Source organism: Micromonospora sp. NPDC007271 (genome assembly GCF_040634005.1).
Classification (GTDB): Bacteria; Actinomycetota; Actinomycetes; order Mycobacteriales; family Micromonosporaceae; genus Micromonospora.
On the sequence record NZ_JBEYER010000060.1, the window covers coordinates 1 to 16176 of the forward strand.

Sequence of the window (16176 nt, forward strand, 5' to 3'; positions counted from 1 at the left end):
CCGCCTGCCGATGCAGACCACCACGATCGACACTAACAACAGCGCGCCGCCGCGTGACATGGGTCAAGCTCGCCGGCGGCGTCGCGCCCGACCGCGCCGGCTCCGGCGGTCGCCGCCGCTGTCTCACGAGGACCCGGCACGGTGGCGGGCAGGTGGTTATTCCGCCATGCGCGCGGACACGGCGATGACGAACACGAGTGGCACGAGCAGCAGCACCGGCGAACATGCGGGCAGGTGGACGGCGACCAGGGCGCCGACCGCGGCGCCGGTCATCAGGGCCAGCAGGACGTGCGCCCTGGGCCGCAGCTTCCGCCACGGGCTCCGGGCGGCGACACCGGCGATCAGGCTCGTCAGCGTGCCGGTCAGGTAGGTGGAGGAGAGGCCGGGTACGCCGAACCGTTGGACGGCACTGCTCTGGATTCCCAGCGCCGTGGCGGACAGCATGAGCAGCGCGAGGTCGAGCTGCGCCGACGGGTGGGGCAGGTTGACCACCCAGACGACGAGGAAGACGACGAACACCAGGAGTTCCAGGACGAGCGCGCGGGTGACCTGGCGTGGCCAGACGGGGTCGTCGGGCCGCGCCGAGCCGGCGAGGCGGGCGCCCGCGAGGACGCCGATGATGAAGCTGACGATGGCGCAGCCTGAGGTCAGGGCGAGCTCGGCGTGGCCGCTGCCCGCCGAGAGGCCGAGCAGGACCATGTTGCCGGTCATGACGCTGGAGAAGGCTCCGCCGAGGGCGAGGAAGCCGACAGCGTCCGCGCTGCCGGTCAGGAAGGTGAGCACGACCACCAGGGCGTGCCTGCGCCGCAGAAGGTTCGGCTCGCCCTCCGCCGCTGGGCGGAAACGTACGACGTTCGGCAGCGATCTCAGCACTCTCGGCCATCCTTAGGGAAATTGTTCTTCGTATACGCTTCGTCTGGGACGTTTCACGGAGAGGCGATCAGGTTGGCTGAAGACCTGCGGGGCAAGCTCGGCGCTCAACACCTGCCGCTACGCGACCAGGTCCTCGCCGCGTTGCGGACCGCCATCATCGACGGCGACTACCTTCCCGGGGAGCGGCTGACCGAGGACCGGCTGGCGGAGGACTTCGGTGTCTCCCGTAACCCGGTGCGGGAGGCGCTGCGGGTGGCGGAGGCGGAGGGCTTCGTGGTGATCCTGCCCCGCCGCGGGGCGGTGGTCGCCTCCCCGAGCAGCGGCACGATCGCGGACATGTTCGCCGTTCGCCAGCGGCTGGAGACGCTGGCGGCCCGGCTGGCGGCCGAGCGGGCGACGGCGGCGGACGTGGCCGGCCTCCGAGCCCTGCTGGAGCAGGGCCGCGCGGCGACGGAACAGCAGGACCTGCGCCGGGTCGCCGAGCTGAACAGCGCCCTGCACCTGCGGATCCTCGCGATCAGCGGGAACCCCTGGCTGTCGTCGATCGCCAAGGCCCTCTACCTCCATGTGCAATGGGTCTTCCGGCTCGGTGCCGCCGAACGGGCGCCACACTCGTGGGCCGAGCACATTCAGCTGGTCGACGCGATCGAGTCGGGTGACGGCGACCGGGCCGAGCAGGCCGCGCTGGCCCACCTCGATGCCGCTTTCGCGGCGGCGTACGAGAACGCCGAAGGCGGGTACGGCGTCCGGTAGCGGTCACCGGCCGCAGGCATAGCCCTGCATTCCACGCGGGTTCGCTCCTGCCGCGAGCACGCCGGTTGCCGGGTCGCGGGTCACGGCACAGAGCCGGCCGAGGCTCCACGAGTCGGACAGCCGCACCTCGTGCCCGTACCCGCGCAGCGCCGCCAGCACGTCCTCGTCCAGCCGGTCCTCCACCACCAGGACGCCCGGCTCGATGTCGCGCGGGTAGAACGAGCCCGGCAGGCTGATGGTGTGCCACGCGGGCGCGTCGATGGCCTCCTGCAGGGACTGACCACCGGCGAGGTGCCGCAGCAGGAACAGCAGCTGCCACTGGTCCTGCTGGTCGCCACCGGGCGTGCCGCAGGCCAGGACGGGCTCGCCGTCGCGGTGCACCATGGTCGGGCTCAGCGTGGTACGCGGCCGGCGCCCCGGCGCCAGCGACGAGGCGAGCCCCTCCTCCAGCCAGAACATCTGGAGGCGGCTGCCGAGCGGGAAGCCGAGTTCGGGGATGGTGGGAGAGCTCTGCAGCCAGCCGCCGCTGGGCGTGGCGGAGATCATGTTGCCCCAGCGGTCGACCACGTCGACGTGGCAGGTGTCGCCGCGGGTCACCCCGTCCGCCCGTACCGTCGGCTCCCCGGTCGTGGCGTCCACCAGGTCGTCCCGGCGTCCGACGCTGCGGCGCACGTACGCCGGCAGGCGGGGCTGCCTGCCGTCGGGCTGGCCGGGGCGCAGTTGCGTCGAGGCGCGATCCCCGATCAGGCCGGCCCGCTCCCGCGCGTACTCGTGGGACAGGAGGGCCTTCGCCGGCACGTCTCCGTCGCCGAACCAGGCCTCCCGGTCGGCGAAGGCGAGTTTCAACGCCTCGGCCTGGGCGTGGATGCCGGCCGCGGTCCCCGGGTCGTACGCCCGCGGGTCGCCGAGCGCTTCGAGGACGGCCAGGGTCTCCAGCAGCACCGGGCCCTGGCCCCAGAAGCCGGTCTTCGCCACCGAGTAGCCGTGCCAGTCGAGCGTGACCGGGTCCTCCCAGGTGGCGGAGTAGCCCGCCAGGTCGGCGCCGGTGACCAGGCCGGCGTGGGGACGGCCACTGGAGTCCTGGAACGGTTGCCGGCTGAACCGGTCGATCGCCTCGGCGACGAAGCCGTGGCCCCAGGCACGGCGGGCCGCCTCGATCTGCGCCTCCCGGTCGGCGCCGGCCGCCCGACCGGCGTCGACCAGTCGCTGCAGGGTCCGCGCGTACGCCGGGTTGGCGAACAGCTCGCCCGCCGCCGGCGGCTTGCCGTTGCGCAGCCAGAGCTGGGCGGAGGTGGGCCAGTGTTCCTCGAACAGGGACTGCACGGCGGCCACCGTGTCGCCGACCCGGGCCACCAGCGGGTGGCCGGCACCGGCGTAGCCGATCGCCGGCTCCAGCACTTCCTCGAGGGACCGGGTGCCGTGGTCGCGCAGCAGCAGCAGCCAGGCGTCCACGGCGCCGGGCACGGCCGCGGCGAGCGGCCCGGCTCCAGGGATGAGTTCCATCCCGAGGGACCGGAAGTGCGCGATCGTGGCACCGGCCGGCGCCGGCCCCTGCCCGCAGAGCACCTTCGGGCGCCGGTCCCGGGCCGTGGCCACGATGGCGGGCACCTCACCGCCCGGTCCGTTGAGATGTGGTTCGACCACGTGCAGGACGAACCCGGCGGTGACCGCCGCGTCGAAGGCGTTCCCGCCGCGCTCCAGGATCCCCATGGCCGCCTGGCTCGCGAGCCAGTGCGTCGAGGAGACCATCCCGAAGGTTCCCTGCAGCGTCGGCCTGGTGGTGAACGTCAAGACAGCACCTCACTCGTGTCGGCGGCCCGGACGTCGGGCCGTGTTCCGTCGGCCTGGACCAGGTGGCACGCGGCCACGCCGTCACCGAACGCCACCTGCGCCGGTACCTCCGTCGCGCACCGGTCGAACGCGAGCGGGCAGCGGGTGCGGAACCGGCAGCCGGACGGCGGGTCCAGCGCGGACGGCAGGTCGTCGCCGAGCAGCACCGGTTCGCGCTGCCGTTGGTGGATCGGGTCGGCCACCGGCGCGGCCGCCAGCAGCGCCTGGGTGTAGGGGTGGGCGGGTCGGGTGAAGATCTGCGCGCGAGAGCCCGTCTCGACGAGTTGGCCAAGGTACATGACGGCGATGTGGTCCGCCAGGTACTCGACCGCGGACAGGTCGTGGGTGATGAAGAGGCACGCGAACCCGATGTCCCGTTGCAGGTCGGCGAGGAGGTTGAGCACCGAGGCCTGCACGGACACGTCGAGCGCGCTGGTGGGTTCGTCGGCGATGAGCAGCTTCGGCTCGGAGATCAGCGCCCGGGCGATGCTGACCCGCTGGCGTTGCCCGCCAGAGAGCTCGTGGGGGTACCGGCGGGCCACTTCGGCGCGCAGGCCCACCCTGCCGAGTTCGGTGGCCACGCGGGCCTCCCGGTCGCGCCGGGAGATCCGTTTGCCGGACAGCCGCAGCGGCTCGGCCACGATCTCGCCGACGAGCATGCGGGGGTCCAGCGAGCCGGCGGGATCCTGGAAGACGATCGACACGTCACCGCGGTGGCGACGCAGTTGTCGCCGGGACAGGTGGGTGACGTCGGTGCCGGCGATCCGGACCGTGCCCGCCGTGGGCTCCACGAGCCGGACGACGCAGCGGCCCACGGTCGACTTTCCGGAGCCGCTCTCCCCCACCAGCGCCGTGACCCTGCCCCTGGGGATGGTGAGGGAGACGCCGTCCACGGCTCGCACCGGCCCGAAGTGCATGACCAGGTCCTCGAGGTCGAGGGCGTTCGGTTGCGGCGTCATGCCGTGGCCTCCTCCGGCTGCGTGCGGGGGTTCGGGCTGGGATGCCAACAGGCCGCGAGGTGGTCGGGCGCCGCGGTCGCGGACCCCGTCGGGACCACCGCCAGCGGCGGGGCGGAGTCCCGGCACTGGTCGTCGGCGGCCGGGCAGCGGTCCGCGAAGGTGCAGGCGTCGGGTTGGGTGGACAGCACCGGCACGAGACCGGGAATCTCCTGCAGCCGCTGGGTGCCGGCGTGCACGCCGGGCACCGGGGACGCCGACAGCAGCCCTGCGGTGTACCGGTGGTACGGGTGCGCGAACAGGTCGGTGACGGGTGCCCGCTCGACCACGCGCCCGGCGTACATGACGACGACGCGGTCGGCGACGTCGGCGATCACACCGAGGTCGTGCGTGATGATGAGGATGGTGGTGCCGAGCCGGTCCCGCAGGTCCCGGAGCACCTGGAGGATGCCGGCCTGGACGGTCACGTCCAGGGCCGTGGTGGGTTCGTCGGCCACCAGCACCTTCGGGCCGCAGGCCACCGCCATCGCGATCATCACGCGCTGGCGCATGCCGCCGGAAAGCTGGTGTGGGTAGTTGTCGACCCGTTTCGCGGCGGACGGGATCCCGACGAGCGACAGCAGTTCGACGGCGCGGGCCCGGGCGGCCCGCCGGGACATCCGCTCGTGGACCTGGAGGACCTCGCCGATCTGCCGGCCGACGGTGAGCACCGGGTTCAACGAGGTCATCGGCTCCTGGAAGATGTAGGCGATGTCCTTGCCGCGGACGCGGCGCAGCACCGGCTCGCGGGCGCCGACCAGCTCGGTGCCCTCCAGCCGTACCGAGCCGGAGACCCGGGCGCTGTCGGGCAGCAGGCCGGCGAGGCTCATCGCCGTGACGCTCTTTCCGCAGCCCGACTCGCCGACCATCCCGACGATCTCGCCGGAGGCGAGGTCCAGGCTCACCCGGTCGACCGCCGAGACGGTTCCGTCCTCGGTGCGGAACGAGACCGAGAGGTCGCGTACCTGCAGGACCGGGGTGCCGAGGGCGGCGGCGGTGTCCGCCGGTTCGACCGTGGTCATCGCCGGTTTCCCTTCGGGTCGAGGGCGTCCCGCAGGGCGTCGCCGAAGACGTTGAACGCCAGCGCCAGGCCCATGATCACGACACCGGGCAGGACAGCCGCCCACGGGGCGCGCGCGGCGAACTGCTGGGCGGTGGCCAGCATGGTGCCGAGGCTGGGTGCCGGGGGCTGGATGCCGAGGCCCAGGAACGAGAGCACCGCCTCGCCGAGGATCGCGGCCGGGATCGCGACGGTGGCCTGCACGAGGATCACCGAGGTCGCGTTGGGCAGGATGTGCCGGGCGAGCACCCACAGGTCGCTCGCGCCGTCCACCACGGCCGCGGCGACGAAGTCCAGCGACTTGAGCCGCAGGGTGTCCGAGCGGACCACCCGGATCACGCCGGGAATCTGCGCGATCCCGATGGCCACGGCGGCGTTGGTGAGGCTGGCTCCGCGGATGGCGGCCAGCCCGACTGCCATGATCAGGAACGGGAAGGCGAGCAGCAGGTCGGTGAAGCGCGAGATCACCGCGTCCCAGGCCCGGAAGTAGCCGGCCGCCAGGCCCAGCGGCACACCGACGACCAGGGACGTGGCCACGGCGAGCAGTGCCACCTGGAGGGAGGCCCTGGCGCCCAGCATGATCCGGGACAGGACGTCCCGGCCCAGGTCGTCGGTCCCCAGCAGGTGGCCGGGGGTGCCCGGGGGCGAGAAGGTGTGGGCGAAGTCGGTCTGCTCGACCGAGTAGGGGGTGATCCACGGCGAGAGCAGGGCGACGACCGCCACGAGGGCGAGCAGGCCGAAGCTCAGGACGGCGAGCGGGTTCCGCCGCAGGCGCCGGAGGACGCGGATACGCCGGCTGATGCCGGCGGGGCCGGTCACGTCCGCTGTCGGGACGGTGAGAACGGTCATGCCGGCTCCCCTGTCACGCGGATACGCGGGTCGATCACGGAGTAGAGCAGGTCCACCAGGAAGTTGATGACGATGTACGCCGTGGCGGTGAGCAGGACGACCGCCTGGATCACCGGGTAGTCCCGCTGGAACACCGCGTCGATGGTCATCTTGCCGAAGCCGGGCAGCCCGAAGATCTGCTCGGTGACGACCGCTCCCGAGATCAGGCCGCCGAGCTGGAGGCCGACGATGGTCACCACCACGATGAGGCTGTTGCGCAGCGCGTGCCGGGTGATGACGGCTCGGGGCGGGAGGCCCTTCGCCTTCGCCGTACGGACGTGGTCGGAGGAGAGCGAGTCCAGCATCGCGGATCGGGTCTGCCGCATGATGATGGCGGCGAGACCGGTGCCCAGAATCACCGCCGGCAGGACGAGGTGGTGCAGGTTGTCCACCGGGTCCTCCAGCAGCGGCACGAATCCGGAGGCCGGGAAGAGTCCCGCTGCCACCGAGAGGTAGAGGATCGCGAGCAGCCCGAGCCAGAAGTGCGGCACCGACAGGCCCACCAGGGCCAGTCCGTTGGCCAGCCACTCCGCCGGGTGCCCGCGGCGGACGGCCGCGAGCACCCCGGCACCGACGCCCAGCGCCGCGGCGATGAGAATCGCCAGGACGGAGAGCTCGACCGTGACGGGCAGGGCGGTGGTGAGCATCGACGAGACCGGCGTCCCGGTGCGGATCGAGACCCCGAAGTCGCCCTGCGCCACGCGTTGCACGTACTGCACGAACTGCAGCGGCAACGGCTGGTCCAGCCCGTAGTGGTGGCGGATGGCCGCCAACGCCTCCGGGGACCGGTCCTCCCCGGCCAGGGCGAGCGCGGGGTCCCCGGGGAGCGCCCGCACCCCGAGGAACACCACGACCGTCGACAGCAGCAGGGTCAACGCTGAATGCCAGGCGCGCGTGAGCAGATACCGGGCCATGAGACCTACTTGGTGTATCCGGCGAAGGCCGCGCGGATCACGCCGTCCGGGAAGACCTGCAGGCCCTGGATCTGCTTGGAGACGGCCGTCAGGTTGCGCTGCCGGTAGAGGTAGATCAGGGCGTCGTCCTGCTGGAGGATCGTCACCACCTGCCCGTACAGCTTCTTGCGCTCGTCGGTGCTGGTCGACTGCCGGGCCTGGTCGAGGACGGCGTCGAGTTGCGGGTTGCGGTAGCCGGCGACGTTCTGGCTCCCGCCGGTGCCGACGAAGTTGGTGATGTTGGCGTCCGGGTCGATCCGCCCGCTCCAGCCCAGCTGCAGCAGCTCGAAGTTGCCGCGGTCCTGCTCGTCGAGGAGCGAGGAGTACTCCACCGGGTTGATCTTGAGGTCGAACCCGCCGTCCTTGACCATGGCCTGCAGGGCCTGGGCGAGGCGGAGCGAGTCCGGCGTGTTCGACACGAGCATCGTCACCTGGTGCGGCGTCGACACGCCCGCCTCGGCGAGCAACTGCTTAGCCTTGGCGGGATCGTGCGGCGGGCAGTTCTGGGCCTCGGGGGACGAGAACGGGCTCGCCGGCGAGATCGGCGAGCAGGCCACCGCGTGGTAGCCGTTGAAGACGGCCTGGACCAGCGCCTTCCGGTCGATGGCGTGCTCGAAGGCCTGCCGGATCTTCGCGTTCTGGGCGATCGGGCGGTTGATCGGCTTGGGCGTGGTGCCGACGCCGTCGACGTTCCCGACGTTGAACGTCAGACCCTGGTAGCCGAGCGACTGCGACTGCAGGACCGTGATCGAGTCTTCCCCGCGCAGCGCGGCGACATCCTGGGTGGAGATGCTGTCGGCGACCTGGGCGTCGCCGGAGCGCAGGTTGGCGGCCCGGATGCTCGCGTCGCTGAGGATGTGCCAGGAGATGGCGTCGAGGTGGACCTTGGCGGTGTCGTAGAAGTTCGGGTCCTTCACGACGTCGATGGAGTTCTGCGGCACCCGCTTGGCGAGCTTGAACGGCCCGACGCAGACCGGTGCGGAGGCGAAGTCGTCGCCCAGGCTCTGCAGCGCCTTCGGACTCATGATCATGCCGGCCCGGTCCGCCAGCGCGCCGAGCAGGGGCGCGAACGGCTGCTTCAGGTGGATGACGACGGTCTGCGGGTCCGGCGTGTCGACGCTCTCGATCGGGCCGAGTTCGCTCTTGCGCGCGGACCGGGCGTTGGTCAGGTGCCGCTGCAGGGTGGCCTTGACGGCGGCGGAATCGAACTGCGTCCCGTCCGCGAAGCGCGCGCCCTGGCGCAGCGGGATGGTGACCGTCCTGCCGTCGCCGCTGGTGCTGGGCAGCGCGGTGGCCAACTGCGGCACGACCTGCGCCTGTTCGTCCACGTCGTAGAGCTTCTGGCAGATCGCCTGGAAGACGTAGCGCGAGTAGAGGCTGCGGGACAGGGTCGGGTCCAGCGCGTCGGGCTCGGCGGAGAGGGCGATGACCAGCTTGCCGCCGTCCTTCACCGTGGCGGGGTCCGCCGGCGTACCGAAGTTGTCCTGCCCGGCCGCCTGGTTCTCGCCGGGCTTGCCGTCGCCCCCGCTCTCCGACACCGGCGAGCAGGCCGCGACGGTGCAGGCCAGAGCGACCGCCGCCACCGCCGCCCGGAGTGGACGGAGCCTGCGTGGGCTCGTTTCGCTAAGGGAGAGGTTCGACATTGGCAGCTCCTCGAGTCGGCGACTCGGGGGAGAGTATGTTGTATACGAAGCCTGCGCAAGACCTCCGTCAATGGCCCGCGAGCAGCCGCTCCGCCTCGCGAAAGGCCCACCGGAGGGCCTGCTGGACGCGTGTGACGGTTCACCCCGTGACAGTCCGTCCCGCCATCACTACACCCCGATCATGCCCCTCGGAGGCCGGGACCAACCGCTCGCGCCGGCGCTCACCCCCGGTAAGGAGTCAATTCCGCTTGAGCATTTACATCTGTACATTGATCGATTACGGTGATCGGAACTCGAGTACCAAACGGGTGGGCGCCCCCTCACAGATGGCCATAACCCGTGCCTATCGCGCACGGGACGCATCGACGTGACAGTGGGAGATTGCCTTGGGCTCCGACGCCGCACAGAATTCATCCGGTCAACGACAAGCCTCCTCGCACGACATCGCACCGCACCGCACAGCGACCCAGCACGGCACAGCAATCCAGCACCCGCCGGGGAAGAAGCACTTCCTACGGCGCATCCGCCCGGCCTCCGTGCTGGCCTCCCTGGCCGCGGGCGCCCTCGTCCTCGGCACCGCGCAACTGTGGGGCCCCGGCGCCGCGGACCGGCTCGACGACGCCGCCATGTCCGCGGCCCCCGCCTACACCGTCGGACTGCAGCCGCCGCAGGATCCGGGTCCGTTCCCCAGCAGCGTGACACCCACCTCCGCCACCGTCACGATCGCCGGCCAGCGAGACGGAGAGAGCACGTTCAAGGTCGTCAAGTACGACCAGGTGCAGCCGAAGACCCCGGGCCAGATGGACTTCGACCACTTCCACACCGGCATCGAGATCCAGTGGTGGCTGCGGAAGTGGGCCCACGAGCGCCCCGACATCGTCGACCTGCACATCGTCGGCGAGAGCTACAGCGGGCAGCCGATCTACCAGTTGACCATCACGGACAAGTCCACCGGCAAGGACACCGACAAGCCGGCCGCCTACTTCGAGGGGAACCGCCACTCGGGCGAGGTGTCGTCCGCCGAGAGCTCGATGTGGCTGGCGCACCACCTCATCACGCAGGCCGGCAAGGACCAAAAGGTCGACAAACTGCTCGACGACAAGACCGTGTACATCCGGCCGGTCAACAACCCCGACGGCCACGACATGTACCTGTACACCGCCCAGACGAACCGGTCGACGGTACGGCCGGACGACAACGACGGGGACGGCAAGCGCGACGAGGACCCGGGCGAGGACCTGAACAACGACGGGTACCTGAGCCAGATGCGCCAGTACGTCGGCGCGGGCAAGGGAACCCACGTCGTCGACACGCGGGATCCGGCCGGCAACGCCATGCTCAGCGTCGGCGCGGGCAAGGGCGAATACCTGATGTTCTCCGAGGGCATCGACAACGACGGCGACGGCCGCTACAACGAGGACGGCGTCGGCGGCCTCGACCTGCACCGCAACTACCCGTACAACTGGCATGTCATGCCGGCGGACGACGCGACCGGCCGGAACCTGACCCAGGGCGGCGCCGGCGAGTACCCGCTGTCGGAGCCGGAGACCCGGCACGTCTACACCTGGCTGATGTCGCACACCAACATCGGCGCGGTCAACAGCATGGACACCCGCGTACCCATGCATCTGCGCGGGCCCTCGACCTGTGACCCGGTCGAGTGCATGTATGCCAGCGACCGCAAGCTGTACGAGCACTTCGACAAGGCGGGCGCCTCGTTCACCGGCTACCGGAACACGGGAAGCGTCTACATCGACTACGCCACGCGCAACGGTGGCCAGCCGACGCCCCTGTTCGGCCACGGCCCGGACTTCGGCTACTTCCAGTACGGCGCAGTCTGGTACGGCGACGAGATCTGGAACGGCGGTGACTACGTCGACTACGACAACGACGGCAGGTACGCCGACTGGGAGCGGTCGCGGTGGTGCGCCGAGAACGGCCGCACGAACTGTTTCCTGCCGTGGACCAAGGTGCAACACCCCAAGCTGGGTACGGTCGAGATCGGCGGGGTCAACCCCAAGTTCTGGTCGCAGAACCCGTCGGCTGACCTGATCGGCACCTGGGCTGCCAACCAGGCGCGGTTCAACCTGTATCTGCTCGACTCGCTGCCGCAGGTCGGCCTCAGCGAGGTCGCCGCCAAGAAGCTCACCGGCACCCAGAGCGACGGCGCGACGCACGAGATCACGGCCACGGTCAACAACTCCGGCCGCATTCCGACCGCCCTGGAGCAGGCGAAGGAGATCAAGATCGTCGCTCCGGACACCGTCAAGGTCGACGGCGCGCGTGCCGTCGGCGCCGCACCGCAGTTCTACCTGGACGGCGGCGGCAAGCAGAAGATCCGCCTTCGGGTGATCAAGACCAGTGGCGACACCGCCACCGTGAAGGCCGTCAGCGTTCGCGGTGGTCTCGACACCGCATCCGTACGCCTGAACTGACCGCTCGAGGTGTCCCCGCTCCGCACGGCGGGGCGGGGACAGCCTCCTGCCGCCCGAGCGCGACAGGCGTAGGAGCTGCCGCTGTAGATCTTCAACAGGTGCCCGATGATCGGCGAGCCGCCAGTTCGTAGGTTTGCCACAGCCGCACCTAGGTGGCCGCTGGCGAGAGAGGCTGATGTGCGCTTGTGGACGCGCGTGCCCGGGTCGGGGCGTACGGCGGGGACTCGCGTGATCGGGCGGTTCGTCGTGCCGGCTCTGTTCGCGGCGCTGTTCGCGGCTCCGCTGTGGTTCATGGTGGTCGGCTCACTGCGACCCGCCGGTCTGCCCCCGCCGCGTACGCTCGAACTCTTCCCGGCCGAGCCGACGTTGGCCGCCTACGCTCGGCTACCCAGGCTGATCCCCCTGTTCACCTACCTGGCGAACTCTGCGCTGGTGGTCGCGCTTGCCGTTCCGTTGACTGTCCTCGTCGCCTCGCTGACCGGCTTCGGTCTCCGGCTGCTGACGCCGGCCGCCCGACGGCGGGTGGTGCTCGGTCTGCTGGTGATCCTCCTCGTGCCGGTCACCGGGGTGTGGGCGACCCGCTTCGAACTCTTCCGGCTGGCCGGCGTGGTCGACACCTACGTCCCGCTGCTGGCCCCGGCGGCGCTCGCCGGCAGCCCGTTCCTCGTGCTGCTGTACTTCTGGAGTTTCGGCGGCGTACCGGACACCCAGCTCTGGGCGGCTCGGCTGGAAGGCGCCGGGTGGCTGACGATCTGGCGCCGGGTGGCCCTGCCCCAGGTCCGTCCGGCGACCATGGCGGTGGCGGTCCTCGCCTTCACCTTCCACTGGTCCAACTTCATCGACCCGCTGCTGTACCTGCAGAACGGTGACCGCTACACCTATCCGCTGGGCTTGCAGTTCCTGCGCCTGCTGAATCCCACCGACTGGCCGCTGTTGATGGCTGGCTGCGTGATCGCGACCGTGCCGTGCGCGGTGGTGTTCCTGCTGGCCCAACGAATCCTGTTGAACGACAACCCCTTGACGGCACTGAGATCTGGAGAACGCCGATGACCGGAGACGCTGTACGGCGGTGGGTGGCGCTCGCCACCGCGGCCCTGATGATCGGCTCGGCCGCTGGCTGCGGTGACGCCCACCGCACGGACGACGCGGCGGGAATCACCGTGGTGTTGGCGGGCAACGCCGAGGAGATAGCCGGCTACCGGAGCCTGGTCGAAGCCTTCGAGAAGACCAAGCCCGGCGTCAAGGTCACCCTCTCCCCCGTCGCCAAACAAGACGATCTGATGGCCCGGTTGACCTCGTCGTTCGCCGGCGGGACTCCCCCTGATGTCTTCCTGCTGAACTACCGTCGTTACGGCCAGTTCGCGGCGCAAAAGGCGATCGAACCCGTGCAGTCCTACCTGGACGACAGCAAGGTGCTGAAGGAGAAGGACTTCAGTCCGCGAGCCCTGGAGGCCTTCCGCTTCGACGGGGAGAAGCTGACCTGCCTTCCGCAGAACATGTCCTCCCTGGTCGTCTACTACAACGCCGGCCTGTTCGCCAAGGCGGGCGTCCCGCTGCCGAAGGCGGGTTGGACCTGGGCGGACTTCCTGTCGGCGGCGAAGGCACTGACCGGCGACGGCACGTACGGCGTCGGTGTGGCGCCGTCGATCGCCCGGGTCGCGCCGTTCGTGTGGTCCAACGGTGGTGAACTCGTCGACGACCCGCGCCAGCCCGCCGCCCTGACCCTGACCGGGGACCCGGCCACGCGCAAGGCCCTCGACTGGTTCCTCGACCTCCAACTGGTGCACCACGTGGTACCACCAGACGCCGAGGAGCAGAGCGAATCAAGTGAGGCGCGGTTCCTGCGCGGCGGCTTGGGCATGTACCTGAACAGTCGGGTGGCGGTGCCGACACTGCGCACCATCAAGGGCTTCGAGTGGGATGCGGCGTCGCTGCCGGTGGCCCCGGGAGGCGTACCGGCCTCGATCCTGCACAGCGACGCCTACTGCATGGGCGCGGGCCGGTCGAACCACGATGCCGCTTGGCGTTTCATCGAGTTCGCGATGGGAGTGCAGGGGCAGGAGATTCTCGCCGAGTCTGGGCGCACGGTGCCCTCCCGCCTCGACGTCGCCAACTCCCCGGCGTTCCTGTCCGCGGATCGGCCCCCACGCTCGTCGCGGGTCTTCCTCGACGCCGAGCCGCACCTGCGTGCCACCCCAGTCACCGCGAGCTGGGCGCGGGTAGAGCGCGAGACCGACAAACTGCTCGAAGAGGTGTTCTACGGACGCGTCGGGCGGGAGGAAGGACTACGCCAGCTGGAGGAGCAGATCCGCCCGCTGTTCAGCCTTGAGGTAGGCACCGGCCAGTGAGCACCGAGCACGACGCGATCCGACTGGAGTCGCTGGCCAAGTCGTACGGAAAGGTCACCGCCCTCGACGGCGTCGACCTGGAGGTCGGCGTCGGTGAGCTGGTGACCCTGGTCGGGCCGTCGGGCTCGGGCAAGTCGACCATCCTGCGCCTGATCGCCGGACTGGAACGACCCGACGACGGCCGGATTCTCGTCAACGGTCAGGATGTCGGCAATCTCCCGCCGCACCGACGCGCGGTGGCGATGGTCTTCCAGGACTACGCGCTCTACCCGCACCTGACCGTGCGCGGCAACCTGCTCTTCGGGCTGCGGGTGCGCCGGGTCCGACGCGGCGAGGCCGAACAGCGGGCGCAGCAGGCCGCCGAGCGGCTGGGCATCACGGACCTGCTCGACCGCTACCCCGACCAGATGTCGGGCGGGCAACGGCAGCGGGTCGCCCTGGCCCGCGCTCTCCTGCGCGAGCCCCGGGTCTACCTGTTCGACGAGCCGATGGCCAGCCTGGACGCTCCGCTGCGCTTCGCCACCCGCGCCGACCTGCTGGCCCTGCACCGCGAACTCGGCACCGCGACGATCTACGTCACGCACGACCAGGCGGAGGCGATGACGCTCGGCGACCGGGTGGCCGTGCTGCACGCCGGGCAGGTCCGCCAGGTCGGCAGGCCGCAGGAGGTGTACGACCGGCCGGCCGACACCTTCGTCGCCGGTTTCCTCGGCAGCCCACCGATGAACCTGGTCCCGGGCGGGGGTGTGCTGGGCGGCACGGCCGACCTGACCCTCGGCGTACGGCCGGAAGATCTGGCTCTCGACCCCGACGGGCCGCTGGAGGCCACCGTCGAGGCGGTGGAGGCGCTCGGCAGTGAGGCGATCATGCTCACCCGCTGTGCGGACGGCACCCGGTTGGCGGTACGAACCGGACCAAGGCCGGAGAGTCGGCCGGGCGATCGGGTACGGCTCCGCCCCGACCCCAGCCGGATCCACCGCTTCGACGCCGACAGTGGGCGGCGCCGGTGAAGACCGGCCGGGCCAGACGTCCCCTCACCGCCTGGGCGTTCCTCGCGCCGTACACCGTCGCGGTCGTGCTGCTGATCGCGCTGCCCGCCCTGCTCAATGTGGGCTACGCCTTCACCGACCACACTGGACTCACCCGTGATCCACAGTTCGTGGGCCTGGCCAATGTCCGTCGCCTGCTCTCCGACGGCTTCCTGCTCGACAGTCTGCGGGCGTCGCTGTTCCACGTGGCGCTGGCGGTACCGGTCCGGCTGCTCGCCGCCGTGGGGCTCGGGCTGCTACTGGCCGCGCCGCGACCGGGCGGTCGGTTGTTCCGGGTCGCTGTCTACCTGCCGACCGTCATCCCGGACGTGGCGCTGGCGGTGCTGTTCCTCTGGGTGCTCAACCCGCTGTACGGCCCGCTGAACCAGCTGCTCGGACTGTTCGGCCACCCCGGCTACACCTGGCTGGCCGATCCGACCACCGCGCGGATCGGGGTCGTCCTCATGCTGGCGTTCCCGATCGGGGAGGGATTCATCGTGGTCCTCGCCGCGCGCCGGCTCCTGGACGGCCGGCTGTACGAGGCGGCGGCGCTGGAGGGCTGCGGCCCGTTCGGTCAACTTCGGCGGCTCACGCTGCCGCTGCTCGCGCCGGTCCTGGTGCTACTCGCGGTCCGGGACACAATCCTCACCCTGCAGGTCAATTTCGTCCCGGCGTACGTCCTCACCGATGGTCGGCCCGCCAACGCCACGCTGTACCTGCCGGTCTACATATTCGACCAGGTCTTCGAGTTCTCCGGGTTCGCCTATGGCTCGCTCATCACGATCATGCTCATGGCGGTCACCGCGGTCATCATCGTCCTGCAACTGCTGCTGGTCCGGCGCTGGCGCGTACTGCGCTGAGCGTGACATCCTGCTGCGGTGAGAATCCGGGTGGTTGCCCTCGTCGTCGCGGTCGCGTCGCTCGCCGGCTGCGGCGGCACGAACTCATCCCGCGACAGTGATCGCGCCCGGGGGATGCTCGCGAACCTGCCCAGCTGCGACCGGGTGTCACTCGACGACGATCCCGAGATCAGCGCCGAGGTCACCGGGCTGGTGCTGCCCGACGGCGCGCGGGTCACCTCGGTGCGCGAGCAGGGCGTGCTGACGACGGTCGAAGCCACCGTCCGTATGACCCCACTGGACGTACGCGCGCACTACGAGAAGCGCGACGACATCGAGCTGCTGCGCGCCGAGGACGAGACCTTCGAGGCCGAGGTGCTGGTACGCACGCCGCAGCGGCGGATGTACCTGCGGGCCGGCGCGCTCTGCGCGGACGGCACGAGCCTGACCGCGGTGGTGGGCCCGGACTCCGACGAAGCGGGGCTTCCGGAGTTCCAGAACCACTAGGCACCGGACCAGCTCAACAGCTGT

At 70.6% G+C, this 16176-nt stretch carries 14 protein-coding genes; 7 read left to right on the top strand and 7 right to left on the bottom strand.

Annotated features, from left to right (window positions below):
- Window positions 1–156 precede the first annotated feature (156 nt).
- Window positions 157–873: a YoaK family protein gene (locus ABZ570_RS21295; protein WP_358066154.1), complete on the bottom strand. Its 717-nt coding sequence runs from the start codon at window positions 871–873 to the stop codon at window positions 157–159.
- A gap of 72 nt (window positions 874–945) precedes the next feature.
- On the opposite strand from ABZ570_RS21295, the gene ABZ570_RS21300 reads away from it, so the two are divergent.
- Complete coding sequence (locus ABZ570_RS21300) at window positions 946–1626, top strand: GntR family transcriptional regulator (protein WP_358066157.1); 681 nt, start codon at window positions 946–948, stop codon at window positions 1624–1626.
- 3 nt (window positions 1627–1629) lie between these two features.
- On the opposite strand, the gene ABZ570_RS21305 is transcribed toward ABZ570_RS21300, so the two are convergent.
- From ABZ570_RS21305 to ABZ570_RS21330, 6 genes are read right to left on the bottom strand one after another with little or no spacing between them, the layout of a single operon-like run.
- A complete protein-coding gene (locus ABZ570_RS21305; RefSeq protein WP_358066160.1) occupies window positions 1630–3417 on the bottom strand; it encodes a gamma-glutamyltransferase family protein in 1788 nt (595 codons plus the stop codon).
- Window positions 3414–4415: an oligopeptide/dipeptide ABC transporter ATP-binding protein gene (locus ABZ570_RS21310; RefSeq protein ID WP_358066163.1), complete on the bottom strand. Its 1002-nt coding sequence runs from the start codon at window positions 4413–4415 to the stop codon at window positions 3414–3416. Before ABZ570_RS21310 ends, ABZ570_RS21305 begins: the two co-directional genes overlap by 4 nt.
- Entirely contained in the window at window positions 4412–5473 is a 1062-nt protein-coding gene (locus ABZ570_RS21315) for an ABC transporter ATP-binding protein (RefSeq protein WP_358066166.1), read from the bottom strand. The genes ABZ570_RS21310 and ABZ570_RS21315 overlap by 4 nt, the downstream gene beginning before the upstream one ends.
- On the bottom strand, window positions 5470–6360 hold the full coding sequence (locus tag ABZ570_RS21320) for an ABC transporter permease (protein WP_358066169.1): 891 nt from the start codon (window positions 6358–6360) through the stop codon (window positions 5470–5472). Before ABZ570_RS21320 ends, ABZ570_RS21315 begins: the two co-directional genes overlap by 4 nt.
- Window positions 6357–7313: an ABC transporter permease gene (locus ABZ570_RS21325; protein ID WP_358066172.1), complete on the bottom strand. Its 957-nt coding sequence runs from the start codon at window positions 7311–7313 to the stop codon at window positions 6357–6359. Before ABZ570_RS21325 ends, ABZ570_RS21320 begins: the two co-directional genes overlap by 4 nt.
- Before the next feature lie 5 nt (window positions 7314–7318).
- Window positions 7319–8935, bottom strand: a complete 1617-nt coding sequence (locus ABZ570_RS21330) for an ABC transporter substrate-binding protein (protein ID WP_358066175.1) — start codon at window positions 8933–8935, stop codon at window positions 7319–7321.
- A gap of 446 nt (window positions 8936–9381) precedes the next feature.
- On the opposite strand from ABZ570_RS21330, the gene ABZ570_RS21335 reads away from it, so the two are divergent.
- The 6 genes from ABZ570_RS21335 (at window position 9382) to ABZ570_RS21360 (ending at window position 16152) form a co-directional block, all read left to right on the top strand.
- The gene (locus ABZ570_RS21335; RefSeq protein WP_358066178.1) at window positions 9382–11430 is read left to right on the top strand and encodes a M14 family metallopeptidase; all 2049 of its coding nucleotides are present in this window, start codon (window positions 9382–9384) and stop codon (window positions 11428–11430) included.
- Window positions 11431–11658: 228 nt separating this feature from the next.
- On the top strand, window positions 11659–12480 hold the full coding sequence (locus ABZ570_RS21340) for a carbohydrate ABC transporter permease (RefSeq protein WP_358066181.1): 822 nt from the start codon (window positions 11659–11661) through the stop codon (window positions 12478–12480).
- Entirely contained in the window at window positions 12477–13778 is a 1302-nt protein-coding gene (locus ABZ570_RS21345; RefSeq protein WP_358066184.1) for a sugar ABC transporter substrate-binding protein, read from the top strand. Before ABZ570_RS21340 ends, ABZ570_RS21345 begins: the two co-directional genes overlap by 4 nt.
- Complete coding sequence (locus ABZ570_RS21350) at window positions 13775–14788, top strand: ABC transporter ATP-binding protein (RefSeq protein WP_358066187.1); 1014 nt, start codon at window positions 13775–13777, stop codon at window positions 14786–14788. The genes ABZ570_RS21345 and ABZ570_RS21350 overlap by 4 nt, the downstream gene beginning before the upstream one ends.
- Window positions 14785–15666, top strand: a complete 882-nt coding sequence (locus ABZ570_RS21355) for a sugar ABC transporter permease (RefSeq protein WP_358066190.1) — start codon at window positions 14785–14787, stop codon at window positions 15664–15666. Before ABZ570_RS21350 ends, ABZ570_RS21355 begins: the two co-directional genes overlap by 4 nt.
- 18 nt (window positions 15667–15684) lie before the next feature.
- Entirely contained in the window at window positions 15685–16152 is a 468-nt protein-coding gene (locus tag ABZ570_RS21360) for a hypothetical protein (protein ID WP_358066193.1), read from the top strand.
- Window positions 16153–16176: the final 24 nt, after the last annotated feature.